The 24,095-nt window shown below is 69.7% G+C and carries 25 protein-coding genes; 19 read left to right on the top strand and 6 right to left on the bottom strand.

The window, feature by feature from the left end; all coding sequences use genetic code 11:
* Positions 1-104: 104 nt before the first annotated feature.
* The 5 genes from AC5P1C_RS24055 to AC5P1C_RS24035 all read left to right on the top strand — a co-directional run bounded on the left by AC5P1C_RS24055 (position 105) and on the right by AC5P1C_RS24035 (position 6,158).
* Complete coding sequence (locus AC5P1C_RS24055) at positions 105-674, top strand: glycerol-3-phosphate responsive antiterminator (RefSeq protein ID WP_493867987.1); 570 nt, start codon at positions 105-107, stop codon at positions 672-674.
* A gap of 264 nt (positions 675-938) precedes the next feature.
* Positions 939-2,240, top strand: a complete 1,302-nt coding sequence (locus AC5P1C_RS24050) for an MFS transporter (protein WP_493867986.1) — start codon at positions 939-941, stop codon at positions 2,238-2,240.
* 52 nt (positions 2,241-2,292) lie between these two features.
* The gene (locus AC5P1C_RS24045) at positions 2,293-3,069 is read left to right on the top strand and encodes an SDR family NAD(P)-dependent oxidoreductase (protein WP_493867985.1); all 777 of its coding nucleotides are present in this window, start codon (positions 2,293-2,295) and stop codon (positions 3,067-3,069) included.
* A gap of 77 nt (positions 3,070-3,146) precedes the next feature.
* Positions 3,147-4,610: an FAD-binding oxidoreductase gene (locus tag AC5P1C_RS24040; RefSeq protein WP_493867984.1), complete on the top strand. Its 1,464-nt coding sequence runs from the start codon at positions 3,147-3,149 to the stop codon at positions 4,608-4,610.
* 102 nt (positions 4,611-4,712) lie between these two features.
* Positions 4,713-6,158 (top strand): FGGY-family carbohydrate kinase, encoded by a 1,446-nt coding sequence (locus AC5P1C_RS24035; protein WP_493867983.1) that lies wholly within the window; start codon positions 4,713-4,715, stop codon positions 6,156-6,158.
* On the opposite strand, the gene AC5P1C_RS24030 is transcribed toward AC5P1C_RS24035, so the two are convergent.
* Positions 6,159-7,064 (bottom strand): LysR family transcriptional regulator, encoded by a 906-nt coding sequence (locus AC5P1C_RS24030; RefSeq protein WP_493867982.1) that lies wholly within the window; start codon positions 7,062-7,064, stop codon positions 6,159-6,161. It lies immediately after the preceding gene.
* A gap of 90 nt (positions 7,065-7,154) precedes the next feature.
* Between AC5P1C_RS24030 and AC5P1C_RS24025 the strand changes: the two genes are divergently transcribed.
* From AC5P1C_RS24025 to AC5P1C_RS24015, 3 genes are read left to right on the top strand one after another with little or no spacing between them, the layout of a single operon-like run.
* A complete protein-coding gene (locus AC5P1C_RS24025; RefSeq protein WP_493867981.1) occupies positions 7,155-8,483 on the top strand; it encodes an aspartate aminotransferase family protein in 1,329 nt (442 codons plus the stop codon).
* A 53-nt stretch (positions 8,484-8,536) separates the two neighbouring features.
* Positions 8,537-8,962 (top strand): VOC family protein, encoded by a 426-nt coding sequence (locus AC5P1C_RS24020; protein ID WP_493867980.1) that lies wholly within the window; start codon positions 8,537-8,539, stop codon positions 8,960-8,962.
* 16 nt (positions 8,963-8,978) lie between these two features.
* Positions 8,979-9,224 (top strand): hypothetical protein, encoded by a 246-nt coding sequence (locus AC5P1C_RS24015; RefSeq protein ID WP_493867979.1) that lies wholly within the window; start codon positions 8,979-8,981, stop codon positions 9,222-9,224.
* A gap of 35 nt (positions 9,225-9,259) precedes the next feature.
* Here AC5P1C_RS24015 and AC5P1C_RS24010 read toward each other — a convergent pair whose 3' ends face one another.
* The 3 genes from AC5P1C_RS24010 to AC5P1C_RS24000 all read right to left on the bottom strand — a co-directional run bounded on the left by AC5P1C_RS24010 (position 9,260) and on the right by AC5P1C_RS24000 (position 11,650).
* Entirely contained in the window at positions 9,260-9,946 is a 687-nt protein-coding gene (locus AC5P1C_RS24010) for an HAD family hydrolase (protein WP_493867978.1), read from the bottom strand.
* A 142-nt stretch (positions 9,947-10,088) separates the two neighbouring features.
* Entirely contained in the window at positions 10,089-11,234 is a 1,146-nt protein-coding gene (locus tag AC5P1C_RS24005) for an RNA polymerase sigma factor (RefSeq protein ID WP_493867977.1), read from the bottom strand.
* Positions 11,235-11,242: 8 nt separating this feature from the next.
* Positions 11,243-11,650: a YciI family protein gene (locus tag AC5P1C_RS24000; RefSeq protein ID WP_493867976.1), complete on the bottom strand. Its 408-nt coding sequence runs from the start codon at positions 11,648-11,650 to the stop codon at positions 11,243-11,245.
* Between the two features lie 300 nt (positions 11,651-11,950).
* Between AC5P1C_RS24000 and AC5P1C_RS23995 the strand changes: the two genes are divergently transcribed.
* From AC5P1C_RS23995 to AC5P1C_RS23955, 9 genes are all read left to right on the top strand, one after another.
* Entirely contained in the window at positions 11,951-12,616 is a 666-nt protein-coding gene (locus AC5P1C_RS23995; protein ID WP_493867975.1) for a dienelactone hydrolase family protein, read from the top strand.
* A gap of 20 nt (positions 12,617-12,636) precedes the next feature.
* Entirely contained in the window at positions 12,637-12,903 is a 267-nt protein-coding gene (locus AC5P1C_RS23990; RefSeq protein ID WP_493867974.1) for a hypothetical protein, read from the top strand.
* A gap of 224 nt (positions 12,904-13,127) precedes the next feature.
* Positions 13,128-14,045 carry an L-threonate dehydrogenase gene (ltnD, locus tag AC5P1C_RS23985; RefSeq protein ID WP_493867973.1) on the top strand — a complete coding sequence of 306 codons (918 nt, stop codon included), beginning with the start codon at positions 13,128-13,130 and terminating at the stop codon, positions 14,043-14,045.
* Between the two features lie 3 nt (positions 14,046-14,048).
* Positions 14,049-15,329, top strand: a complete 1,281-nt coding sequence (gene otnK, locus AC5P1C_RS23980) for a 3-oxo-tetronate kinase (RefSeq protein ID WP_493867972.1) — start codon at positions 14,049-14,051, stop codon at positions 15,327-15,329.
* The gene (locus AC5P1C_RS23975) at positions 15,326-16,009 is read left to right on the top strand and encodes a class II aldolase/adducin family protein (protein ID WP_493867971.1); all 684 of its coding nucleotides are present in this window, start codon (positions 15,326-15,328) and stop codon (positions 16,007-16,009) included. Before otnK ends, AC5P1C_RS23975 begins: the two co-directional genes overlap by 4 nt.
* Before the next feature lie 49 nt (positions 16,010-16,058).
* The gene (locus tag AC5P1C_RS23970) at positions 16,059-17,363 is read left to right on the top strand and encodes an MFS transporter (protein WP_493867970.1); all 1,305 of its coding nucleotides are present in this window, start codon (positions 16,059-16,061) and stop codon (positions 17,361-17,363) included.
* 50 nt (positions 17,364-17,413) lie between these two features.
* Complete coding sequence (gene otnI, locus AC5P1C_RS23965; RefSeq protein WP_493867969.1) at positions 17,414-18,217, top strand: 2-oxo-tetronate isomerase; 804 nt, start codon at positions 17,414-17,416, stop codon at positions 18,215-18,217.
* Positions 18,214-19,254 (top strand): D-erythronate dehydrogenase, encoded by a 1,041-nt coding sequence (gene denD, locus AC5P1C_RS23960; protein ID WP_493867968.1) that lies wholly within the window; start codon positions 18,214-18,216, stop codon positions 19,252-19,254. The genes otnI and denD overlap by 4 nt, the downstream gene beginning before the upstream one ends.
* Positions 19,255-19,271: 17 nt before the next feature.
* Positions 19,272-20,021, top strand: a complete 750-nt coding sequence (locus AC5P1C_RS23955) for a FadR/GntR family transcriptional regulator (protein WP_493867967.1) — start codon at positions 19,272-19,274, stop codon at positions 20,019-20,021.
* A 10-nt stretch (positions 20,022-20,031) separates the two neighbouring features.
* Here AC5P1C_RS23955 and glgX read toward each other — a convergent pair whose 3' ends face one another.
* Together glgX and AC5P1C_RS23945 are read right to left on the bottom strand one after the other, a co-directional pair.
* Positions 20,032-22,200, bottom strand: a complete 2,169-nt coding sequence (glgX, locus tag AC5P1C_RS23950; protein ID WP_493867966.1) for a glycogen debranching protein GlgX — start codon at positions 22,198-22,200, stop codon at positions 20,032-20,034.
* Positions 22,201-22,256: 56 nt separating this feature from the next.
* The gene (locus AC5P1C_RS23945; RefSeq protein ID WP_493867965.1) at positions 22,257-22,781 is read right to left on the bottom strand and encodes a pep a2; all 525 of its coding nucleotides are present in this window, start codon (positions 22,779-22,781) and stop codon (positions 22,257-22,259) included.
* 290 nt (positions 22,782-23,071) lie between these two features.
* Between AC5P1C_RS23945 and AC5P1C_RS23940 the strand changes: the two genes are divergently transcribed.
* Together AC5P1C_RS23940 and AC5P1C_RS23935 are read left to right on the top strand one after the other, a co-directional pair.
* Positions 23,072-23,293 (top strand): DUF5133 domain-containing protein, encoded by a 222-nt coding sequence (locus AC5P1C_RS23940; protein WP_493867964.1) that lies wholly within the window; start codon positions 23,072-23,074, stop codon positions 23,291-23,293.
* Positions 23,290-24,095, top strand: an 806-nt coding sequence (locus tag AC5P1C_RS23935; RefSeq protein ID WP_493867963.1) for a maltotransferase domain-containing protein, incomplete at its 3' end; no start/stop codon positions are given. The genes AC5P1C_RS23940 and AC5P1C_RS23935, both read left to right, overlap by 4 nt.

Here is a 24,095-nt window from a genome sequence, read left to right as displayed (position 1 = left end):
CGAGCGGAACGGCAGGCGGGCGGTTGGGACGCCCGCGCCGCAGGTCCGGGGCACGCCCGTACCCTGAGGGTGCTTGTCGCCGCGCCACACTCCAGGAGACCACTTTGCTGACCACACCACTCTCGTCGCTCCTGGAGGAGTACCCGGTCGTCGCCAGCGTCAAGGACGAGGACGATCTCGACGCGGTGCTGCGCTCCGACTGCCGCATCGTCTTCCTGCTCTACGGCACCGTCCTGGATCTGCCGTCGATCGTGCGGCGGCTCAAGGACGACGGCCGGGTCGTGCTCGTCAACGTGGACCTGCTCGAAGGCTTCGCCGCCAAGGAGATCGTCGTGCGCTACGTCAAGGAGCAGACGGCCGCCGACGGGATCCTCAGCTCCAAGGCGTTCATGCTGCGGGCGGCCCGTGAGCTCGGGCTCCACACGGTGCACCGCTTCTTCCTCATCGACTCGATGTCGTACCGCAACCTCGCCCCGCAGGTGCGCATGTCGAAGGCCGACTGCGTGGAGATCCTGCCGGGCTGCATGCCGCGGGTCATCTCCTGGGTCGTCGCGGACATCGACGTGCCCCTCATCGCGGGTGGCCTGGTCTGCGACCGGGACGACGTGTTCGCCGCGCTGAAGGCGGGAGCGAGCGCGATCGCCTCGTCGAACCATGAGGTCTGGGCGATGTGAAATCGGGGGTTGACACTGCCGACACCCTCGATTTACTTTTGCGGAGCGGTCCGCGGAAGGGCCGCCACAGACTGCACCACAATCGCATATCGGCTTCCGGAGCAAGGGTTCAACGAACCTCTGTTCCGGGGCAGTTACTAGAGACCAGAGAACAGTAACTCCACCCGACACCGGGAGAGTTGCTGTTCTTTTTTTGTGCCCTTTTGCGGGCACACCCGCCCGTTCCTTCCTGCCCTGCATTTCCACAAAGAGGTGGTGAGCGCCGTGACCAAGTCCCAGAGATGGGTCAGCTTTCTGATCCTGTCGATGACCTGCGGAATCATCTATCAGGTCGCGTACATACGGTTTGTGTTCCTGGGACCCACGGCACGGGCCCTCGATCTCTCGGCACAGGACTACGCCAACATCATCTCCATCTTCGGCGTCGTCGCCATGGTGATGTACTTCTTCGGCGGATGGTTCGCCGACAAGTTCCGGCCCAAGTCCCTCGTCGTGACCGCGCTCATCGGCACCGGTGTGGCCGACCTGTACCTCGGGACCGTCCCGGGATACTGGGGAATTCTCGCCGCGCACGTCCTCATGGCCGTCATGGGAATGGGCCTCTACTGGGCCGCTCTGGTGAAAGCCATCGGAATGCTGGGCGATTCCTCCGAGCAGGGCCGCCTGTTCGGTTTCCTGGAGGGTGTGCGGGGTGTCACGTCGACGATCGTCGGCTTCGTGGGGACGGCCGTCGTCGCGGCGAGCGTCGCCGAGGCGGCGGGCGTGCTGTGGCTGATCCGCATCTATGGCGTCCTGTGCTTCGTCTACGCCGTACTCGTGTGGCTGTTCGTCAAGGGCGACGAGCGGCGCCTCGCCGACCTCGGTTCGAGCACCATCACCCTGCACCAGCTGTGGCGCGCCGCGCGCAACAAGTACACGTGGCTGATCGGCGGCACGGTCATGCTGATGTACTGCTTCTACACCACGCTCGGCTACTTCTCGCCGCTCCTGGAGCACCAGTACGGGATGGCCGCCGCGCTCATCGGCGTCATCGGCGTCGTCCGCACCTACGTCTTCCAGTTCGTCGCCGGTCCCGCCGGTGGAGTCGTCGTGGACAAGGTCACCCGGTCCACGCCCCGCTTTCTGCGCTGGATGTTCGCGGGGTGCGCCGCGATCGCCCTGATCTTCCTCGTCCTGCCGCGCGACGGCACCTTCAAGTGGGTGGCGCTTGCCCTGATGTTCGCGCTGTGCCTGGCCGTGTTCGCCAGCCGAGGCGTCTACTGGGCGCAGGTCGGCGAGGTCGAGATCCCGGAGAACGAGCGCGGCGGCGTCATCGGCCTCGCCTCGGGGCTCGCCTATCTGCCCGACGCCTTCCTGCCCACCGTGTGCGCCTGGTGGATCGGCGACCCGGCCGCCACGCCCGCCGTGCCCGAGCACGGCGGCGGATACACCACCCTCTTCGTGTTCCTCCTGGCCATGGCGCTGCTCGGCCTGGGGCTCACCACCCTCACCACCCGCGTCCGGGGCCGCGACCTGTCCGCGCGCACCGCGCCGAGCGCTCCGGAGGCGGTGTCCGTGACCGCCTGAACCGCCGACCTGGACCCCTTGCCCGCAGCGCACCACGAAAGAGCGAACTCCCATGGACATCACCGAGTTTGACCGCGACTTCTTCTCCCTCGACGGCAAGAACGCCATCGTCACCGGCGGCAACACAGGCCTCGGTCAGGCCTTTTCGCTGGCCCTGGCCAAAGCGGGGGCGAATGTGTTCGTGCCGTCCGTCGCCGACGACGACGGCACGACGCGCAAGGTCATCGAGGCCGAGGGACGCCGCATGGAGTTCCTCGAGGCCGACCTGACCGAGCCCGGTGTGCCGCGGCAGATCGTCGAGGGGTGCGCGGACGCCTTCGGGTCGGTCGACATCGTGGTGAACTCGGCGGGCATCTGCAATCTGGCCGAGGTGGAGAAGTTCGGGCGGGCCGAGTGGGACCCGATGATCAGCGTGAACCTGACGGCGCCGTTCGAGCTGAGTCACGAGGCGATCCGGTTCATGATCCCGCAGCGCTCCGGCAAGATCATCAACATCGCGTCGATGTTCTCGTTCCTCGGCGGCCAGTTCTCCCCGGCCTACGCCGCCACCAAGCACGGCATCGCCGGCTTCACCAAGGCCTACTGCGACGAGGTCGCCCAGTACAACATCCAGGTCAACGCGATCGCGCCCGGCTACTTCGCCACGAAGATCACCGAGGCGACGCGTGCGGACCCCGAGACCAACCAGCGCGTCCTGGACCACATCCCGGCCGGCCGCTGGGGCGACGTCGCCGACCTGATGGGGACCACGGTCTTCCTGGCCTCCCGCGCGTCGAACTACGTCAACGGCCACGTACTCCCCGTCGACGGGGGCTACTTGGTCCGCTGAGCCCCACGACTCCGCCCGCCCCTCCCCCAGACACCTGCAGCACACCCCTCACACCGCACCGAACGAGGTAGATCACCATGGCCCAGTCGCTCTCCAAGCTCACCCGTGAGGACATCGTCGCCCGCCTCACCGATCTGCTCGCCGCCGAGCAGATCGTCACGGACGAGGAGCAGCTCAAGCTCGCGAGCGTCGACCGGTTCAAGAAGTACCAGTCCGTGCACGGCATCTTCGACGGCCCGATCCCGGCGGCCATCGTCAACGCACGCTCCACGGAGGACATCGCCAAGGTCCTCGCCTTCGCCAACGACAACAGGATCAACGTCGTCGCCCGCACCGGCCGCACCGGCACCGAGGGCGGCCTGGAGACCGCGGTCGAGGACACCCTCGTGCTCGACGGCTCGGGCCTCGCCGAGATCATCAAGATCGACCCCGAGAACATGCAGGTCACCGTCCAGTGCGGCGTCCCGCTGCAGCTCCTTGAGGACACGCTGCGCGAGCAGGGCCTGACCACCGGCCACTCCCCGCAGTCCAAGCCCCTGGCCCAGTACGGCGGTCTGGTCTCCACCCGCTCCATCGGCCAGTTCTCCACCCTGTACGGGGCGATCGAAGACATGGTCGTCGGCCTGGAGGCGGTCTTCCCCGACGGCACCGTCACCCGCATCAAGAACGTGCCGCGCCGCTCGGCCGGCCCGGACATCCGGCACATCGTCATCGGCAACGAGGGCGCGCTGTGTTACATCACCGAGGTCACCGTCAAGATCTTCAAGTACCAGCCGGAGAACAACGAGTTCCACGGCTTCCTCGTCGACGACATCGCGACCGGCGTCAAGGTCATCCGCGAGGTCGTGACGAACGGGTTCAAGCCGTCGGTCGTACGGGTGTACTCGCCGGAGGACGCACGCCAGCACTTCTCGCACTTCTACGACGGCAAGGTCGTCGTCGTCTTCGTCGCCGAAGGCCCCAAGGGCATCGTGCGCGCCACGAGCGAGGAGATCGAGCGCGTCATCGGCCAGTACGCGCACGAGAAGGTCGACCCGTCCCTCATCGAGGCCTGGTTCGACAACCTCAACTGGGGCGTCGACAAGATCGAGGCCGAGCAGCGGGTCATGCTCGAGCAGGCCGAACTCGGTTACACCACCGAGGTGTCGGTCGACTGGTCGCGCACCGTCGAGCTGTACGACAACGTCATGCACCGCATCCGCACGGAGTTCCCGGCGGCCGACGACCTGGTGATGCTGGGCGCCCACTCCTCGCACAGCTACCAGACGGGCACGAACCTCTACTTCGTCTACGACTACAAGATCAACTGCGAGCCGCGCGAAGAGATCGGCAAGTACCACATCCCGCTCAACGCGATCATCGTCGAGGAGGCCCTCAAGGTCGGCGGCTCGATCGTCCACCACCATGGCATCGGCAAGTACCGCGCGCCGTGGACCACGCAGGAGCACGGCAGCGCGTACGCGATCCTCGCCAAGCTCAAGGAGACCTTCGACCCGAACGGGATCATGAACAAGGGCACCATCTTCCCGATGGACGCCTGAAGTCCCTTGTCCGCGGCCCCGGTCGGCCCTCTCCCGGCGACCGGGCCGCGCCCCTTCTCCTCCTCGCTCTCCTTTTCCGCGTACGACCTGACCGGAGTGGGCATGACCAGCACCCGTCCCCGCTACTTCATCGGCATCGACAACGGCTCCCAGTCGTCCAAGGTGACCGTCTTCGACGCCCACGGCCGTGCCGTCAGCGAGGGCCGTGCCGCCCTGCGCCCCTACGACACCCCCCGGCCCGGCGTCGTGGAGCACCCGGACGACGACCTGTGGACGTCGATCGGCGAAGCGAGCCGCGCGGCCATGGCGGCCTTCGGCGGGGACGTGGCGGACATCGCGGGCGTGGGCCTGTGCACGATCCGGTTCTGCCGCGCGATCCTCAAGCGGGACGGCACCCTCGCCCAGCCGGTCATGAGCTGGATGGACGAGCGGGTCTCGATGCCCTACACGCGGACGAACCCCGAGGCTGCCTACGTCACCACCTCCTCCGGCTACATCAGCCACCGCATGACCGGCGCCTTCCGTGACACGGCGGCCAACTACGCAGGCATGTGGCCCCTGGACTCCGACACCTGGCAGTGGACGGACGACGACGCGGAGCTCGCCAAGTACGGCATCCCCCGCGACATGCTCGTCGAGCTGGTGCGGCCCGGCGACACGCTCGGCACGGTCACCGATGCCGCCGCGGCCCACACCGGCATCCCGGCCGGCATCCCCGTCGTCGCCACCGCCAACGACAAGGCGGTCGAGGCCCTGGGCTGCGGCCTGCGCACCCCGGACATACTCCTCGTCTCCCTGGGCACGTACGTCGCGGGCATGACGACAGGACCGCGCAATGTCCGGAACGCGAGCGACTTCTGGACGAACTACGCCTCCGAACCGCACTCCTACCTCTATGAATCGCACGGCGTACGGCGCGGCATGTGGACGGTCAGCTGGTACCGCGATCTGCTCGGTGAGGAAGCCGCCGCGCACGCGCGTACGGCGGGGCTCTCCGTCGAGGAGTACCTCAACTCCGAGGCGGCGAAGGTCCCTCCGGGCTCCGACGGCCTGATGACGGTCCTGGACTGGCTCGCCCCCGGCGATGCCCCCTTCCGCAAAGGCTCCATCCTCGGCTTCGACGGCCGCCAGGGCCGCTTCCACATCTACCGCTCGATCCTCGAGGCCCTGGCCATGACCATGACCATCCATGACACCGGCGCCCGGATGGCCGGTGAACTCGGCACCGAGTACCGCGAGGTCATCGTCTCCGGCGGCGGCGCACGCTCCGACCTGATGATGCAGATCCACGCCGACGTCCACGGCATCCCCGCCCGCCGCGCCGAGGCGTCGAGCACGGCCGGGCTCGGCTCCGCGATCTGCGCGGCAGTGGGTCTTGGCGCGTACGCGGACTTCGACGAAGCGGTGGCCGCCATGGTCCGCCCCGGCGAGATCTTCCTGCCGAGCCAGGCCCACCACCAGCTCTACCGGCGGCTGGAGAACGTCTACCGGGACGTACGAGGCCACACCGACGCGATCTACCGGCGGAGCTCCGACATCTTCGGGTAGTCACTCCCCGCCCGGCAGCGGCAGTTCCGGATGGTGGCGCAGGGCCTCCAGAACGGCGCGGACCGCAGCGCGCGGCGGTGAGCCGCGGCGGATCGCCGCCGTGATCGTGCGGGTCACCGGAGTGGCGAGTTCCCTGGTGGCCACGCGATAGCGGCCGTCGACCGCCAGGCCGGGCAGCAGCGCGATCGAAAGGCCGGCCTCGACGTGCTGCAAGGTCATCATGTAGTTGCTGAAGCGGCAGACCACCCGCGGCTCGAAACCCGATTGCCGGCACAGACGCAGCGCGAGGTTGGCCATGTAGGACTGCGGGATGTCGAAGGCCCACGGCTCGTCCGCGTAGGCGGCGAGGTCCAGGGCGCCTCGCCCGGCCGCGGGGTGCCCCGGCGGGACCACCAGCAGGACCGGGTCCGTGGCCAGCCGCACGATGTCGATGTCCGGGCCAAGCGGCAACTCGTCGAAGTCCGTGGTCGTGATGATGATGTCCGCGTCGCCGCCCTGCAGTGCCGGCATGCTCGCGTGCGGCTCCAGCTCGAGGAGCTCCACGTCGAGGTGCGGATGCTCGCGCGCGAGGCGGCTCACCGCCGGCACGGCCATGGTGTGGATCGCACTCTGGAACGCCCCCAGGCGCACAAGACCGGCCGGTTCCTCGCCGAACCCGCGCAGCTCCGCCTCCACGCTGTTCATGTGGTCGAGGATCGCCCGCGCCCGGCGCGCGAGGATCAGTCCGGCCGGGGTCAGCCGCACCCGCCGTCCCGTGCGCTCCAAGAGCTGCGTACGCGTCTCGGTCTCGAGCACGGCGAGCTGCTGGGACACGCTCGACGGGCTCAGGTTGGCGGCCTGGGCGACCGCACGGACGGTGCCCAGCGTGTCGAGCTGGCTCAGGAGCCGCAGCCTCCAGGGGTTCATCACGCCCCCATTCTTGTGCGGTTTTCCCGAACAGGAAAGCCGGAATCGTGAGATGGACGTGTCGCTCGACCGCCGCCTACCGTCGGCTGCATGACCGCTTCGACGACCGCTCCCGCGTCCACCGACACCTTCTGGGCCGATGCCGACCGTCATCTCGTGCGCTACGGCGGCGAGTTCACCCACGAGATCATCGAACGTGCCGCCGGAAGCTTCGTGTTCACCGCGGACGGCCGGAAGATCCTCGACTTCACCTCCGGCCAGATGAGCGCGATCCTGGGCCACTCGCACCCGGAGATCGTCGCGACCGTCCAGCGGCAGGTCGCGTCCCTCGACCACCTCTTCAGCGGCATGCTCAGCCGCCCCGTGGTCGACCTGGCCCGGCGCCTCGCCGACACGCTGCCCGCGCCGCTGGAGAAGGCGCTGCTCCTGACGACCGGCGCCGAGTCCAACGAGGCCGCCATCCGGATGGCCAAGCTCGTCACCGGCAAGCACGAGATCGTCTCCTTCGCGCGCTCCTGGCACGGCATGACGCAGGCCGCCGCGTCCGCCACCTACAGCGCGGGGCGCAAGGGGTACGGGCCGGGCGCACCCGGCAACTTCGCCATCCCCGTGCCCAATGCGTACCGGCCGGACTTCACCACGGCCGACGGCTCGCTCGACTGGCGCCGTCAGCTGGACTTCGCCTTCGACCTGATCGACGCCCAGTCGACCGGCAGCCTGGCCGCATGCCTCGTCGAACCGATCCTCAGCTCCGGCGGGATCATCGAGCCGCCGGCCGGATACTTCGCCGCTCTGCAGGCCAAGTGCCGTGAGCGGGGCATGCTGTTGATCCTCGACGAGGCGCAGACCGGCCTGTGCCGCACCGGGACCTGGTACGCGTTCGAGCGCGACGGCATCGTGCCCGACATCCTCACGCTCTCCAAGACCCTGGGCGCGGGACTGCCCCTGGCGGCCGTGGTCACCAGCGCCGAGATCGAGCAGGAGGCGTACGAGCGCGGGTTCCTGTTCTTCACCACGCACGTCGCCGACCCGCTGGTGGCCGCGGTCGGCAACACCGTCCTCGACGTCCTGATCGACGACAAGCTCGACGAGCGCGCGCGGTCGCTCGGCTCGTTCCTCCACCAGGGCCTGGCGGACATCGCCGAGCGGCACGCGGTCGTCGGGGACATCCGCGGCCGGGGTCTGCTCGCCGGTCTTGAACTCGTCGCCGACCGTGAGACGAAGCAGCACTCGAACGAGCTGGGGGCACAGGTCACCCGGCGCTGCCTCGAACTCGGGCTGCACATGAACATCGTCCAACTCGCAGGCATGGGCGGTGTGTTGCGCATGGCTCCGCCGCTGACGGCCACCGAGGACGAGCTGTCGATCGGCCTCACGATGCTGGACCAGGCGATCGGCGAGGCCTGCGCCGCGCTCTGAGGCCCGGCTGACCGCAGCGGCCCGTACAGCCGCCGCACTATGGTTGGCCGACCATGCCTGATCTCCTCGGAATCAACCATCTGACCCTGTCCACGACCGATCTCGACCGCCTCGTGGCGTACTACACGGAGCTGCTCGGAGCGACGGTCGCCTTCGAGCGCGCCGCATCCCCTTCCGACCCTCGGATCGCAGTCATCGACGTCGGCGGCGACGACCACCTGATGGTCGTCGAAACCACTGCCGCCCCCGCCACCGACCTCGACCCACTGGGCAACGCGGGCTGGGGACTGCGCGTGGGGACCCACGAGCAACTGTGTGCGGTGCGCGAGCGGATTCTGGCCGCCGGCCGGCCGGTCGGACAGATCGAGACGCTACCCACGCAGTGGACGATGACAGCGCGTGATCCCGACGGCCGCCCCGTGGACGTCCGGGCCCATCGCCCCCGCCCGGAGGGAAGCACTCCCCCTGTAGGTACCTAGTTGGCACCGTGGGTGCATGCCGTCTCTGAACGTGACCTTCACCGATGAGGAGCTCAAGGGTGTCCGCGCGGCCGAGGGCAAGAGCCTCAAGCAGTACCTGCACGATCTCGGAGTCCGTGAAATGGAGCGCCAGAAGTTGGACCAGTCCGGCGAGGGCATCGATCCGCCCTACGGCGCGCTGTCCGATCTCGTCCGAAAGATCCGCGAGAGCCGTCTCAGCGTCTACGTGGTGGCCGACCAGATCAGGTCCTGGAAGGTCTGATCAGACGGACCGGCCGTGATCCGTGTCAATTGCTGTCAATTGCCCCCTGCCGCGGCCGTCCCGGAGACAGCGAACACACTGCTCCCCAGCGACGACAGCAGGTGGGCGGTGTCGTCGTACACCTCCGCCGCTCCTGCCCGGGAGAGGTCCTCGCGGGGGATACCACCGCTGAGCACGGCCAGGGGTGTGACCCCCGCGCGTCGTGCGGACTGCATGTCCCAGACCGAGTCGCCGACGAGCACGCTGTCCCGCGCGTTCGCGCCGACCAGTTCGAGCGCGTGAGCGACGGGCTCCGCAGCGGGTTTCCCCTCGTCCACGTCGTCCGCGCTGGCCGTCGCGGCGATCGCGTCGTCCGCGTCGACGGCGGCGCGCAGCGCGTCGAGTTCGGCGCCGCCCGCGGAGGTGACGAGGACAATGGTCCACCCCTCCCCCGCGAGGGAACGCAGCAGCTCGCCCGCGTTCTCGAAGGCTTCGAGCCGGTCGAAGTGGGTGCCGTAGAGCGTCTTGTGCGAGTCGCTGATGGATTGGTCTTGGTCCCGATCGCGGGTCTCGCCCAGGAGACGCGCGATCAGGTCGGTGCCGCCCAGGCCGATCGCGTGGTGCACGGCGCGCATCGGCACCCGGTGACCGGCCTGCCGGAAGGCCTCCCACCAGGCCGTGACATGCAGGTAGTTGGTGTCGACGAGCGTTCCGTCGACGTCGAACAAGGCGGCACGTGCCACGGGAGGGCTCCATTCACGGGGTTCATGGGCGTTCACTGGAGTTCACGGGGGTTCACGGGGGGGCACGGAGGTTCACGGGGGTTCACGGCGATTCGTGTGCTTTCACCGTAATGAACACGCGTGCAGATGTCCGCGCGAACCCTCAGCCACTCCGGCGGGCATTGAGCCTGGCGGCCTGGCGCGTCAGGTGGTCACGCTCGGCGAGGTTGGGGGCCTCCTTGGCCGCCTCGGCGTACAGCCGTGCCGCCGTCGTCAACTCGCCGTTCCGCTCGTGGAGGTACGCCGCCACCGCGCGGTGGCGGGGCAGTGAGTCGTCCAGCTCCGCAAGCGCCGTCAGGCCCGCCCGCGGCCCGTCGGCCTCGCCGACGGCCACCGCGCGGTTGAGCCGGACGACCGGGCTTTCGATCAGGCGCACGAGCTCGTCGTACCACTCGACGATCTGCACCCAGTCGGTCTCCTCCGCGGTGGGAGCGTCGGCGTGGAGCGCCGCGATGGCGGCCTGCGCCTGGAACTGGGCGAGGCGGTCGCGGGCGAGGGCCGCCTGCAGGATCCGGATGCCCTCGGCGATCAAGGCCGTGTCCCACCGGCTCCTGTCCTGCTCGGCAAGCGGAACCAGGCTGCCGTCCGGCGCGGTCCTGGCCGCACGCCGGGCGTGGTGGAGCAGCATGAGGGCGAGCAGCCCCGCCACCTCTGGGTGGTCGATCGCCGCCGCGAGCTGCCGGGTGAGCCGGATGGCCTCGGCGGAGAGGTCGACGTCGCCGGAGTAGCCCTCGTTGAAGACCAAGTAGAGGACGCGCAGCACGGTGGCGACGTCTCCGGCCTTGTCGAACCGCACGGTGGAGACCGTGCGCTTGGCCCGGCTGATGCGCTGCGCCATGGTCGCCTCGGGCACCAGGTAGGCCTGGGCGATCTGCCGGGTGGTGAGACCGCCGACCGCTCGCAGCGTGAGCGCGACCGCGGAAGACGGCGTCAAGGAGGGGTGGGCGCACAGGAAGTACAGCTGGAGCGTGTCGTCGACGGCGGGAGCAGGACCGGGGGCCGGCTCCTCGTCGACCCGGTCCTCGCGCCTGCGGCGGGCGGTGTCCGCCCGCGTCGCGTCGATGAAGCGGCGCCAGGCCACGGTGACCAGCCAGCCCTTCGGGTCCCGGGGCTGCTCGTCCGGCCAGACGCGCACGGCCTCGACCAGCGCGTCCTGGACGGCGTCCTCGGCCGCCGCGAAGTCGGCTCCGCGGCGGACGAGGGTCCCGAGCACGCTCGGTGTGAGGCTCCTGACCAAGGCCTCGTTCATCCGCGAGGTCACTCCGTGATGCAGGGCGAGGCAGCCAGGAACGGGCGCAGCTCCAGCCACTCGTGGATCGGCTTCCCGCCCGCCCCGGGGGCGGCCGACAGCTCCCCGGCCAGCTCGACGGCGCGCTCGTAGCTGTCGACGTCGATGACCATCCAGCCGGCGATGAGGTCCTTGGTCTCGGCGAAGGGTCCGTCGGTGACCGGCGGGCTGCCTTCGCCGTCGTACCGGACGAACGTCCCCTCGGGGGCGAGCGCCTGGCTGTCGACGAACTCGCCGGTCTCCACGAGGCGGTCAGCGAAGTCACTCATGTACTTCATGTGCGCCGAGATCTCCTCCGGCGTCCACTGGTCCATGGGGGCGTCGTTCACCGATGCCGGGGCGCCGCGGTAGTGCTTCAGGAGCAGGTACTTGGCCATCGTGTTCTCCTCGGTACTGGTGCGACCCATTGTGGTCGCGTTCACTACGGGGACGGAGCCGGTCACCGGTTCTCGACATCGCCGTCGACATTCTTTTTGAGATCTCGCGCAGGGATCATTCTTTGTGAGATCTGGCCGTGCTGCCCGGGCACCAGCGGTACGTGGCCGGAGGCCGGGCCTCGTCCGGGACGGCGCATGGCGCGGGGCGCGCCCCGTTGACCAGAACCAGGCCGGAGCCGCGTAGTGAAGACCACCCGGGGTACCCGGACGTTCACTCTGCCACCGGAATCCGGAGGTCCCATGCTGTCCCGAACGGTCACCGTGCCCAACGGCGAGGGGGCACTCATCGGTGAACTGACCTTGCCGGAAACAGTGTTCGGCGTCGCCATCCTCGCCCACGGCCGCGACAGCTCGCGGCGCAGCCCCCGCAGCCGGGCCGTCGCCGGCACCCTGCACGGCACCGCACTCGGGACGCTTCTCATCGACCTGGTCACCGCCGACGAAACGGCGGACGAAACGCCCGCCGACGGATCGACCGGCCGCTTAGCGGGCGGCGACATCGATCTGCTGACGCACCGGCTGATCACCTCCGTGGACTGGCTCGCGGCCCACCTCACCGATCTGCCGCTCGGACTCTTCGGCCCGAGCACGGGAGCTGCGGCCGCGCTCGGCGCCGCGGCCGCCAGGCCCGGCCTCGTGGACACGGTGGTCTGCCCCGGCGGACGCCCCGACCTGGCCGGAGACGAGGTGCTCGGCCATGTGCACGCGCCTGTCCTGCTGCTCGCGGGGGGACGCGACACCGAGGCCCTCCGACTCAACCGGGAAGCGGCCAACCGGCTACGCACCCTCAGCCGACTGCGCGTGATCCCCGATGCCACGCATCCCTTCGAGGAACCGCGAGCGCTGGACGAGGTCGCCGCCGTGTCGGCCAGGTGGTTCGTCGGCATGGGGCAGGTGCACTTCTGAGCGCCCCTGTCGGCGGCCCCATGGCCGGCCACGGGCTGACCGCACGGCTGCTCGGACCAGCATCGGCAACGATCAGACGATGCGTTCTTCGTGGTGCACGTGACCACCCGCCCAAGATCTTTCTCATTCGCGGCCGGGCCGAGCCGGATGTCGTCGACGGCATTTCGGAGGAGTACCTCGAGTCGAACGGAACCTACGAGATGACGCCCGAGCAGCGGGCCGCCTGGGAGGCGGAGGCGCGTTCGCCGCACGACGGCATGGTCCGGCTCGTCGTGACCCCGATGTGAGTGCCGAGCCCTCCCGCCTGACAAGACATCAAGTGGCGCCCGGAGAGCGGCACTTGTGCGCCCTCCGCCATGCACCCGATCAAGCTACCGGCACACGATCAGAATGTGACTGGCATCACAGTGCGCCATCCCACATCCTCAGGTCATCATATGACCCGATCGCCGCACGGATTCAGAGCCGGGCCGCGCCCCGGACGGCACAGCACAGCGAGACGAGGATGGGCATGAACGACCAGGACAGGCCGGCACGGCCGCGCGTAGGCGTGGTGGGGCTCGGAGCCATGGGGCTCGGCATGGCCCGCAGCCTGCGTAACGCGGGCTTCGACGTGGGCGTCCACGATCTGCGCCCCGAAGCCGCCTCGGCCTTCGCCGAGGACGGCGGCACGGCCTTCGCCTCCGCCGGTGAGCTGGCGTCCTCGGTCGACGTGCTGGTCGGCGTCGTGGTGAACGCGGCCCAGGTCGAGTCGGTCCTCTTCGGCCCCGACGGCGCCGCCGAGCGGCTGCACCCGGGCTCCGTCTACGTCATGTGCTCCACGGCCGACCCCGCCTGGTCCGCCGAACTCGAGCGGCGCCTGGCCGAGCGCGGTGTGCTCTATCTGGACGCTCCCATCTCCGGAGGCGCCGCACGGGCGGCCGTCGGCGAGCTCACCATGATGACCTCGGGCGCCCCCACCGCGTACGCGGTCGCCGACCCGGTGCTCGAAGCCATGAGCAGCACGGTCTACCGCCTGGGCGCCGAGGCCGGGATCGGCTCCAAGGTCAAGATCGTCAACCAGCTCCTCGCGGGCGTGCACATCGCCGCGGCGGCCGAGGCGATGGCGCTGGGCATCAAGGCGGGTGTGCCCGCCGACGCGCTCTACGAGGTCATTACCCACAGCGCGGGCAACTCGTGGATGTTCGAGAACCGCATGGCGCACGTGCTCGCCGGGGACTACACGCCGCTCTCCGCGGTCGACATCTTCGTCAAGGACCTCGGTCTCGTGCTCGACGCGGCCCGGCCGGAGAAGTTCCCCCTTCCCCTGGCGGCCACCGCCCATCAGATGTTCCTTCAGGCGTCCGCCTCCGGTCTCGGCGGCGAGGACGACAGCGCGGTGATCAAGATCTTCCCGGGGATCGAGCTGCCCGAGCAGGAAGAGGCCTGACCCATGGGAATCCGACTCGGTTGCATCGCCGACGACTTCACCGGCGCCACGGACCTGGCCAACAACCTGGTGCGCGCGGGCATGCGCGTGATCCAGCTGATCGACGTACCGGAGGCAGGTGCCGAGCAGCCGGTCGACGCGGATGCCGTCGTCATCGCGCTGAAGTCGCGGACCGTCCCGGCCCCCGATGCCGTTGAGGCCTCGCTGCGCGCGCTGGAGTGGCTGCGCTCAGCGGGCGCGGAACAGATCTACTTCAAGTACTGCTCGACCTTCGACTCGACGCGGGCCGGCAACATCGGCCCCGTCACCGAGGCCCTGATGGACGCCCTCGGCACTGATTTCACGGTCGCGACCCCGGCGTTCCCCGACAACGGGCGCACCGTCTTCAAGGGGCATCTCTTCGTCGGCGACGTACTGCTCGGCGAGAGCGGCATGCGCCATCACCCGCTGACGCCGATGACCGACTCCAACCTGGTGTCCGTGCTCGGCGCGCAGACCGCCCGCCCGGTCGGTCTCATCGACCACACCGTGGTCGCCGCCGGTGCCGGGGCCATCAAGGAGCGCGTCGACGCGCTGCGCAAGGACGGCGTCGGCGCCGCGATCGTGGACGCCGTCTCCAACGACGATCTCGTACGGCTCGGTGCGGCGGTCAAGGACCTGCCGCTGGTGACCGCCGGCTCCGGTCTGGCGATCGGCCTGCCCGCGAACTGGGGGTTCCGGCCGTCGCCTGCCGCCACCCGACTGCCCCCGTGCGGCGGCCGTCAGGCGGTCGTCTCCGGGTCGGTGTCCACGGCCACGAACGGGCAGGTCCAGGAGTTCCTGGGCGCCGGCCGGCCCGCGTTCAACGTGGACCCGCTGCGGATCGCGGCCGGCGAGGACGTGGCCGGACAGGCCTTGGCCTACGCCGCCGCGCATCTGGCCGAAGGACCGGTGCTCGTCTACTCCACCGAGGCACCCGACGCGGTCAAGAGCGTCCAGGGCCGCCTCGGTGTCGCCGAGGCCGGTGAGCTCGTCGAGCAGACCCTGGCCCGCGTCGCCCAGGGGCTCGTCGAGCTGGGTGTCCGGCAGCTCGTCGTGGCCGGCGGCGAGACCTCGGGCGCGGTCGTCCAGGCCCTTGGCCTTGCGGGCCTGCGCATCGGACCGCAGATCGACCCCGGTGTGCCGTGGTGCGCGGCGACCCTGCCCGGCGGGGACACCCTCCACATCACGCTGAAGTCCGGCAACTTCGGCAGCCCCGACTTCTTCACCACGGCCTTCGCCCACCTCGACGGGGAGAGCGCATGACCCAGATCCCCGCTCCTGCCATGGACGACGTGGACGCGGCGCGCGCCGAGATCGTCCGGGTGGGCACCAGCCTGTTCGCCCGCGGCTACGTCCACGCCAGTGCCGGCAACATCAGCGCGCGCGTCGGCGCGTCCCACCTGATCACGCCCACCGATGCCGCGCTCGGCTTCCTGGACGCCGACCGCTTGGCCCTGGTCGACGCCGGGGGCGAGCAGATCGCGGGCGACCGCGCCAGCAAGACCCTCACCCTGCACCGGCGTATCTGTGCCGCCGACCCCACGGCACGGTTCGTCATCCACACCCACTCCACGCATCTCGTCGCGCTCACCCTGGCCGGCGTGTGGAGTCAGGACGACGTGCTCCCACCCCTCACGCCGTACTACGTCATGAAGGTCGGGCACGTCCCGCTCATCCCCTATCACCGGCCGGGCGATCCCCGCGTGGCCGACCTGGTGACCGGCCATATCGCTGATCGTGCCGCGGGACGCACGCCGATCAGGGCCGTACTGCTCGACCGTCTGGGCCCGGTGGTCTGGGGCCCGGACGCCGCATCCGCTCTCGCCGTCCTCGAAGAACTCGAGGAGACGGCGCGCCTCTGGCTCCTGACCGACCGTCGCCCCGAGCCGCTCCCGTCCCCCGCTCTCGACGAACTCAAGGCCGTGTTCGGCGCCTCTTGGTGATCGCGCACCGCCCGTCGGAGAATCCCCTGAGCCGCAGTAAGGATTCCGCATGTCCACGCCCACCACCACGGTCGAGACCCCCGACCTCGCCCGTGAGAACGCCGTGTTCCGCAAGGTCGTTCTGCGTATCGTCCCCTTCTTGATCCTCTGTTACGTCTTCTCCTACCTGGACCGCGTCAACGTCGGCTTCGCGAAGCTGCAGATGTCGGACGACCTGGGTCTGAGCGAGGCGGCGTACGGCCTCGGTGCCGGTCTGTTCTTCATCGGCTACTTCCTCTTCGAGGTCCCATCGAACCTGATGCTGCAGCGCATCGGAGCGCGCACCTGGATCGCCCGGATCATGATCACCTGGGGTCTGGTCTCGGCCGCGTTCGCGCTCGTCACGAACGAGACGATGTTCTACGTGCTCCGCTTCCTGCTCGGCGCCGCGGAGGCAGGCTTCTACCCGGGTGTGATCCTCTACTGCACCTACTGGTTCCCCTCCCACCGCAGGGCCCGCGTGATCGCGATGTTCATGTCGGCGATCCCCGTGGCCGGCATCTTCGGCAACCCGCTCTCCGGCTGGATCATGGACACGTTCGACGGAGTCAGCGGATGGCAGGGCTGGCAGTGGATGTTCCTGCTCGAGGCGATTCCGGCGCTCCTCATCGGTGTCGCGACGGTGTTCTACCTCGACAACAACGTGCGCAGCGCCAAGTGGCTCTCCGAGGAGGAGAAGGACGTCGTCGAGGCGGCGATCGCCAGGGACACCGCGCACCAGAAGCACGGCCGCGTGTGGGACGGCTTCCGCGACCCCAAGGTGTGGCTGATGTGCCTCATCTACTTCTGCTTCGTGATGGGCCAGTACGCCCTGACCTTCTGGATGCCCACCTTCGTCAAGTCGACCGGCATCGACGACACCCTCACCATCGGCGTGCTCAGCGCCATCCCGTTCGTGGCCGCACTGATCGCGATGAACCTGTTCGGACGCTCCGCCGACAAGCGCCGCGAGCGTCGCTGGCACCTGGTCGTCCCCAGCCTCATGGGCGCCGTCGGCTTCTCCATGGCCGCCGGCGTGAGCGGGTCCACCGTGCTTTCCCTGATCGCCCTGTCCTTCGCCGCGGCCGGCGTGCTCACCTGTGCCCCGCTGTTCTGGTCGCTGCCCACCGCGTTCCTCGGCGGCACCGCCGCGGCGGCGGGGCTCGCCCTGATCAACTCGGTGGGCAACCTGGCCGGCTTCGTCAGCCCGTACATGATCGGCGGGCTCAAGGACGCCACCGGCTCGACCTCCATACCGATGTACGTCCTGGCCTTCAGCCTCGTCATCGGCGCCGGAGCCGTACTCACCACCAAGAAGAACGTCGTCAACCGATGACCGGGACTGGACCTGGCCGCCCTGGCCCTGGCCCCACCACAGGAGCAAGCATGCCGAGGTTCGCCGCGAACCTGTCCATGATGTACACCGAGCACGACTTCCCCGACCGCTTCGCCGCGGCAGCGGCGGACGGCTTCGAAGCCGTCGAGTACCTCTTCCCCTACGCCTACGAAGCCGCCGAACTGTGCCGCCGGCTCGACGAACACGGCCTGCGCCAGGTGCTGTTCAACGCTCCTCCCGGCGCCTGGGAGTCCGGTGAGCGCGGCATCGCCTCGCTGCCCGGCCGCGAGGCCGAGGTCCGCGCCGGGATCGAGCAGGCGCTGGAGTACGCCGCGGCGCTCGGCTGCGGCCAGGTGCACGTGATGGCCGGTCTCCTGCCGCCGCAGGCGACGCCCACCCAGCAGGCCGCGCACCGCGCCACCTACCTGGCCAACCTGGCCTGGGCCGCCGGGCGGGCCGCCGCCGTGGACGTCGACATCCTGATCGAACCGATCAACGGCCGTGACATGCCGGGCTACTTCCTGCACCGGCAGGCCGAGGCCCACGCGATCGTAGGCGAGGTGGGCGCATCGAACCTGAAGGTGCAACTCGACCTGTACCACTGCCAGATCGTGGAGGGCGACCTCACCACGACCCTGCGACGCGACCTGCCCACCGGCCGCGTCGGCCATCTGCAGATCGCGGGCGTGCCCGACCGCCACGAGCCCGACCGGGGCGAACTCGACGTACGCCACCTGTTCGACGTCATCGACGAGCTGGGCTTCGACGGGTGGATCGGCTGCGAGTACAACCCACGGGCCGGTACGAGCGAGGGACTCGGCTGGCTCAAGAACTACCGAGGAGAACGCGCATGAGGATCGTCATCACCGGTGGCTTCGGCTTCCTGGGACGGCAGGTCGCCGACGCCCTGCTGCGGCGGCGGACCCTGTGCGGTGCACCCATCGACCGTCTTGTGCTCGCCGACCGGTTCGTGCCGGCCGGGGCGCCGCTGACGGCCGACCCGCTGGTGGACGTCGTCCAGGGCGACCTCAGCGAGCACCTCGACGAGATCTTCGCGCAGCCGGTGGATGTCCTGATCCACCTGGCGTCGGCGGTCTCCTCCGAGTGCGAGGCCGACTTCGACCTCGGCATGAGCGCCAACCTGGACACCACCCGCGCACTGCTCGACGCCGCCCGCGCGCAGACGGCCGCCGGCGGCCCCCTGCCCCGTGTGGTGTTCTCCAGCAGCGTCGCGGTCTACGGCTCCGACGCCGCGCTGCCACTGCCCGAGGTCGTCAGCGAGTCGACGGTGCCCACGCCGCAGTCCAGCTACGGGACGCAGAAGCGCATCTGCGAGCAACTGGTCGCCGAGTACACCCGCCGCGGCTTCGTCGACGGACGCGTGGCGCGCCTGATGACCGTGTCGGTGCGGCCGGGCAAGCCCAACGCGGCGGCCTCCAGCTTCCTGTCCGGCATCATCCGCGAGCCCCTCGCGGGACTGCCGGCCACCTGCCCGGTCAGCCCCGACCTGCGGGTCGCCCTGGCCTCGCCGCGGCGCACGGTCGAGGGGATCCTGCGCATCACCGAGGCCGAACGCGGCAGCGGCCCCGGCAGTCTCGTGGGCGGGATTCCGGTCAACCTGCCCGCGCTGACGGTCACGGTCGCGGAGATGCTCGACACGCTGCGCCGGGTGGCCACAGACGCCGTGGCCGACCTCGTGACCCTCGCGCCCGACCCCGCCGTCGAGGCCATCGTCGGTTCGTGGCCGGCTGTCTTCGACAACGCGCGCGCCACGGCGCTGGGCCTGCGGCCGGACGAGAGCTTCGAGTCGGTCGTCCGCGCGTACGTCGAGGACCATCCCGAGGCCGTCGCGGGCGGTGCGCTGCCCGCGGCCGGGTCGGTCAGGCCCTGACGGATAGACTGACGAGCATGTTCTCCAAGGTGAGTGGCCCCATACGGCTCGCGGACCGGGTCGCCGCGATCCTCTCGGAGGAGATCGAGTCCGGACGTCTCGCGGAGGGCGACAAGCTGCCGACCGAGGTCGAGTTGGTCAAGCAACTGGGCGTCAGCCGCACCGTCATCCGCGAGGCCGTCTCCCGGCTGCGCAACGCGGGCCTGGTCGAACCGCGCCAGGGCCGGGGCGTGTTCGTCATGCCCCGGCGCACCCGGCCGCTCGACCTGGAGGCCGAGGCCTCCGGCACCAAGTCCAAGGTCATGCAGATCGTCGAGGTCCGCCGCGCCATGGAGGGCGAGGCGGCCTCGCTGGCGGCCACCCGGGCCACGCCGGACGACGTCACCCGGATGCGCCAGTCGCTGGCCGCGATCGACGAGGCGGTCGCGGGCGGCGGTGACGGCGTGGACGAGGACCTGGCGTTCCATCAGTCGATCGCCGAGTCGACCGGGAACCCAGTGATGGTCTCGACCGTGCGGTATCTGGGTGAGGTCATGCGCGGCGGCATCCGCGTCACGCGGGCCAACGAGGCGCGCCGCGACGACTTCATCGAGGCGGTCCGGGTGGAGCATCACGCGATCCTGGCGGCCATCGAGTCCGGCGACGCGGGCGCGGCCCGCAGCGCCGTACGCCGTCACATGAAGCACGCCGCGTCCCGACTGCAGGACGCGGACGAGGGCTTCTGGACGCAGACGGACGACCTCGAAGTGGACTTGGACCACCGGTGACCCGCCCCCGTCACCTGCCCGGGGGACGGGAGAGAATCACCAGGGACCGCGGGCCCACACTCAGGGTCGTCTCGGCCTTGTGCTCCGTCTCGTCCGGCAGGCCGCTGGACTCGGTCGTGTCGAGCAGCGTCGTCCAGGACGATCCGTACGCGGCGTCGGGAAGCCGGAACTCCATCGGCTCCCAGTAGCAGTTGAACAGGACGAGAAATGAGTCGTCCACGACGGGCTTGCCGACGCGGTCCGGTTCCGCGATGGCATCGCCGTTGAGGAAGACGGCGACCGCGTGCGCGTCGGGCCGTCCCCAGTCCGCCGTCGTCATCTCCGCGGCGTCCGGACGCAGCCAGACCAGGTCCGGCAGCGGCTCGCCCCGGCGCGTGACGGTGTCGCCACGGAAGAAGCGGCGGCGGCGCAGGATCGGATGTGCGGTGCGCAGCGCCACCACACGGCGGGTGAAGTCCAGCAGTTCCGCGCGTTCCTCGTCGAGGTCCCAGTCGATCCACGCCGTCTCGTTGTCCTGGCAGTACGCGTTGTTGTTGCCGAGCTGGGTGCGGCCCAGTTCGTCGCCGTGACCGAGCATCGGAATGCCCTGGGACAGCATCAGCGTCGCGAGGAAGTTGCGCTGCTGCCGGGCGCGCAGGGCGCGGACCTCCGGATGGCGCGTGGGGCCTTCGGCCCCGCAGTTCCAGGACCGGTTGCTGCTCTCACCGTCCCGGTTCCCCTCGCCGTTGGCCTCGTTGTGCTTGGTGTCGTACGAGACCAGGTCGCGCAGCGTGAAACCGTCGTGGGCGGTGATGAAGTTGACGCTGGCGCGCGGACGGCGCCGGTCGCGCTGGTAGAGATCGGCGGAGCCCGTGAGCCGTGAGGCGAACTCCGCGAGGGTTTGGTCGCGCCCGCGCCAGAAGTCCCTGACGCAGTCTCGGTACTTCCCGTTCCACTCGGACCACAGGGGTGGGAAGTTGCCCACCTGGTAGCCGCCGTCGCCGAGGTCCCACGGCTCGGCGATCAGTTTGACGCGGCTGATCACGGGATCCTGCTGGATGAGGTCGAAGAAGGCCGAGAGCCGGTCCACCTCGTGGAACTGCCGGGCGAGGGTGGCGGCCAGGTCGAAGCGGAATCCGTCGACGTGACATTCGGTGACCCAGTAACGCAGTGAATCCATCAGCAGCTGAAGGACGTTGGGGTGACGCATCAGCAGGCTGTTGCCCGTCCCCGTGGTGTCGTAGTAGCGGCTGAAGTCGTCGTCGGACAGCCGGTAGTACGACGCGTTGTCGATGCCGCGGAAGGAGAGGGTGGGGCCGTTCTCGTTGCCCTCCGCCGTGTGGTTGTAGACCACGTCGAGGATCACCTCGAGGCCCGCCGCGTGCAGGGCCTTCACCATGGACTTGAACTCGGTGACCTGCTGCCCCAGCGTTCCATGGGCCGCGTAGGTGTGATGCGGCGCGAAGAATCCGATCGTGTTGTAGCCCCAGTAATTGGACAGGCCCTTGTCGAGCAGGAACCCGTCCTGCACGTACTGGTGCACCGGCATCAGCTCGACCGCGGTGACCCCCAGGGAGGTCAGGTGATCGAGGACGGCCGGTGTGGCCAGGCCCGCGTAGGTGCCGCGGAGCTCTTCGGGCACGTCTGGGTGCGTGCGGCTCAGTCCGCGTACGTGCGTCTCGTAGATGACCGAGTCGGCGTAGGCGTGCGAGGGCGGTCTGTCTCCGGTCCAGTCGAACGCCGGATCGACGACGACACCGCACAGCGCGGCTTGCCCGACGCCGTCGCGGGACGTCGCCCCGTGGGCGGGCGCGTCCTTCGGCGGCCGGTCGTCGCAGAGGTCGTCGCGGAGGTCGTGCACCGCTCTGGCGTAAGGGTCGAGGAGGAACTTCTCCGGGTCGCAGCGATGGCCGGCGGCGGGCATCCACGGGCCGTGCACGCGGTATCCGTAGCGTTGCCCGGGGCCGACGTCCGGCAGATACGCGTGCCAGACCGAGCCGTCGGCCTCGGTGAGCGTCACGGTCCGCTCGGCGCCGCCCTCGTCGAGGAGGATGAGGTCGACCTGTTCCGCCACCTCACTGAACAGGGCGAAGTTCGTCCCGTCACCCTCATAGGTGGCACCCAGCGGGAAAGGGCGGCCGGTCCACACGCGCACAAGGTCTCCCGTCGTCGTCCCCTGGTCGTCCCCTGGTCCGACCATCGGGCATGCGGCGGGTGCGCGCCCTTTCGGGAGCGCACCCGCCGCACATGACCCGGTCAGGCAGGTTCGGATTCGGCGACCTCGATGAGCTCGGTCCGCTCCGGCACGCCCACGCCGACGGGCTCCGGAAGGGCGCGGGGCAAGGGCCGCGCCTCGATCGTGATGGGCGCGGGGCCCTTGGGGACCAGGGGTTCGCGAAGCTCCGTACGGCTGCGCAGCGAGAACCACACGATGTGCTGATCCTCGGCGGTGCAGCTGCCCCACCCGTCGCTGAGCGCCGCGATCTGGCTCAGGTGGTGCGGGTCGACACGGTGTTCCCCCGCAGCGGCCGGATCGTCGTGTGAGACGGCGGTGATCAGGTGCTGGCCGGTCCACCATGTCTCGATCGCGGTCCGTACCGCTGAGGTGTTCCGTGCGGCCGGTTCCAGCAGGAGACCGAGCCCACGGGACACGTCGGGTACGAGCTGTTCCAGCCCCCAGTACCGCAGGTGGGCGGCCAGGATGCGCCGCACGTGAGCGACGCGCTCAGGCATCAGGTCCACGTCGATGTGGTAGTAGCGGGGCACTGCGTGGTGGTTCATCGTTCTTGCTCCTCACCGCGGAGCTCGCGCTCCGTCGCTTCGGACGAGCCATGCGCACGGAACGTGAGCGGAGATCGCTTGAGAGTCAGCAACCAGCCTCACCCCTCTACTCCATTCGTGCAACACGAGAGTGATCGGTCGGTCACTACGCGCTCAACAGGACGGGACCCGCTTCACCTCGCACCATGAGTGAGGGAGAGAACCTGCTGTGACGGATCACTCCCCCTCCGTGACCGGCCCCCCGAGCCCACCCGGTCTCACCGCCACGGAGCCCAGGAGGCGATGGTGCGATGCGACCGGAGCGCGCCACAGAAGACGTGGATCGGCAACTGGTGAGGTACCGCGCCTGGCAGCGCCGTTTCCTCGCCTCCCCCGACGATCCGGCGGTCCGGGCCCGTTTCGAGGACGCCGTGGCCGCGCTCTGCGCCGCGACGAGCGCGCGCTGCGGACGGGAGGCGGCCGAGGCCGCGGAACACCCGCCGCGCCCCGCCCGGGGACGACTGACGCGATGAACGAAGCCGCAAGGAACGAGAACGCACGGAACGAAGCCGCGAGGCCCAACGCGCACCGGACGACCCCGGAGGTGGACAGCATGTCGGTGGACCCCAGTCATGTCCGCATCCCCATCGAGGATGTACGGCCCTGCGTCCACCGGGGCGAACGCCCCGCGAAGGCGGTCGTGGGCGAACCCGTCCAGGTCACTGCCCTCGTGTTCGTCGAGGGCTCCGGCGTGGTCGGCGCCGATGCGGTCCTGCGCGCACCCGACGGCCACACCACGCGGCGCCGGGCCATGCGGGAGCCGACGCCGGGCACGGACCGCTGGGCCGCCGAGGTCACGCCTGACTCGATCGGCCGCTGGACGTTCACCGTCGAGGCATGGACCGACCCCATGGCCGCCTGGCAGCGTGACGCGGTGATCAAGGTGCATGCCGACGTGGACACAGGCGTCACCCTCGAAGAGGGGATCCGGCTCTTCGACCGTGCCGTCACCCAAGCGCCCGACGACGCGGCGCGCTCCACCCTGCGCGCGGCGCTCGGCTTGCTGTGCGACGACGCCCGCACCCCGCTGGACCGTCTGGCGGCGGCCACGGCGCCGGAGGTGCGCGCGCTCCTGTCGGCCCACCCGCTGCGCGAACGCCTCACGGAGAGCGCTTCGTTGCCGCTGCTGGTGGAGCGGGAGCGGGCGCTGTTCGGGGCCTGGTACGAGTTCTTCCCGCGCTCGGAGGGTGCGATCGTCCGCGAGGGCGCGCCGCCCAAGTCAGGCACCTTGCGCACCGCCGCCGAGCGGCTGCCCGCCATCGCGGCGATGGGGTT

It is taken from the genome of Streptomyces sp. A18, assembly GCF_059026065.1.
Note: the sequence above shows the minus strand (reverse complement) of the source record. Positions and strands in the feature narration are given on the sequence as shown.

What these genes read in the sequence shown, in the direction of transcription:
- AC5P1C_RS24045 (WP_493867985.1), top strand. Translation starts at nt 2,293, where the DNA reads ATGGACATCACCGAGTTTGACCGCGACTTCTTCTCCCTCGACGGCAAG.
- AC5P1C_RS24040 (WP_493867984.1), top strand. Translation starts at nt 3,147, where the DNA reads ATGGCCCAGTCGCTCTCCAAGCTCACCCGTGAGGACATCGTCGCCCGC.
- AC5P1C_RS24035 (WP_493867983.1), top strand. Translation starts at nt 4,713, where the DNA reads ATGACCAGCACCCGTCCCCGCTACTTCATCGGCATCGACAACGGCTCC.
- AC5P1C_RS24030 (WP_493867982.1), bottom strand. Translation starts at nt 7,064, where the DNA reads ATGAACCCCTGGAGGCTGCGGCTCCTGAGCCAGCTCGACACGCTGGGC.
- AC5P1C_RS24025 (WP_493867981.1), top strand. Translation starts at nt 7,155, where the DNA reads ATGACCGCTTCGACGACCGCTCCCGCGTCCACCGACACCTTCTGGGCC.
- AC5P1C_RS24020 (WP_493867980.1), top strand. Translation starts at nt 8,537, where the DNA reads ATGCCTGATCTCCTCGGAATCAACCATCTGACCCTGTCCACGACCGAT.
- AC5P1C_RS24015 (WP_493867979.1), top strand. Translation starts at nt 8,979, where the DNA reads ATGCCGTCTCTGAACGTGACCTTCACCGATGAGGAGCTCAAGGGTGTC.
- AC5P1C_RS24005 (WP_493867977.1), bottom strand. Translation starts at nt 11,234, where the DNA reads ATGAACGAGGCCTTGGTCAGGAGCCTCACACCGAGCGTGCTCGGGACC.
- AC5P1C_RS24000 (WP_493867976.1), bottom strand. Translation starts at nt 11,650, where the DNA reads ATGGCCAAGTACCTGCTCCTGAAGCACTACCGCGGCGCCCCGGCATCG.
- AC5P1C_RS23995 (WP_493867975.1), top strand. Translation starts at nt 11,951, where the DNA reads ATGCTGTCCCGAACGGTCACCGTGCCCAACGGCGAGGGGGCACTCATC.
- AC5P1C_RS23990 (WP_493867974.1), top strand. Translation starts at nt 12,637, where the DNA reads ATGGCCGGCCACGGGCTGACCGCACGGCTGCTCGGACCAGCATCGGCA.
- ltnD (WP_493867973.1), top strand. Translation starts at nt 13,128, where the DNA reads ATGAACGACCAGGACAGGCCGGCACGGCCGCGCGTAGGCGTGGTGGGG.
- otnK (WP_493867972.1), top strand. Translation starts at nt 14,049, where the DNA reads ATGGGAATCCGACTCGGTTGCATCGCCGACGACTTCACCGGCGCCACG.
- AC5P1C_RS23975 (WP_493867971.1), top strand. Translation starts at nt 15,326, where the DNA reads ATGACCCAGATCCCCGCTCCTGCCATGGACGACGTGGACGCGGCGCGC.
- AC5P1C_RS23970 (WP_493867970.1), top strand. Translation starts at nt 16,059, where the DNA reads ATGTCCACGCCCACCACCACGGTCGAGACCCCCGACCTCGCCCGTGAG.
- otnI (WP_493867969.1), top strand. Translation starts at nt 17,414, where the DNA reads ATGCCGAGGTTCGCCGCGAACCTGTCCATGATGTACACCGAGCACGAC.
- denD (WP_493867968.1), top strand. Translation starts at nt 18,214, where the DNA reads ATGAGGATCGTCATCACCGGTGGCTTCGGCTTCCTGGGACGGCAGGTC.
- AC5P1C_RS23955 (WP_493867967.1), top strand. Translation starts at nt 19,272, where the DNA reads ATGTTCTCCAAGGTGAGTGGCCCCATACGGCTCGCGGACCGGGTCGCC.
- glgX (WP_493867966.1), bottom strand. Translation starts at nt 22,200, where the DNA reads ATGGTCGGACCAGGGGACGACCAGGGGACGACGACGGGAGACCTTGTG.
- AC5P1C_RS23945 (WP_493867965.1), bottom strand. Translation starts at nt 22,781, where the DNA reads ATGAACCACCACGCAGTGCCCCGCTACTACCACATCGACGTGGACCTG.
- AC5P1C_RS23940 (WP_493867964.1), top strand. Translation starts at nt 23,072, where the DNA reads ATGCGACCGGAGCGCGCCACAGAAGACGTGGATCGGCAACTGGTGAGG.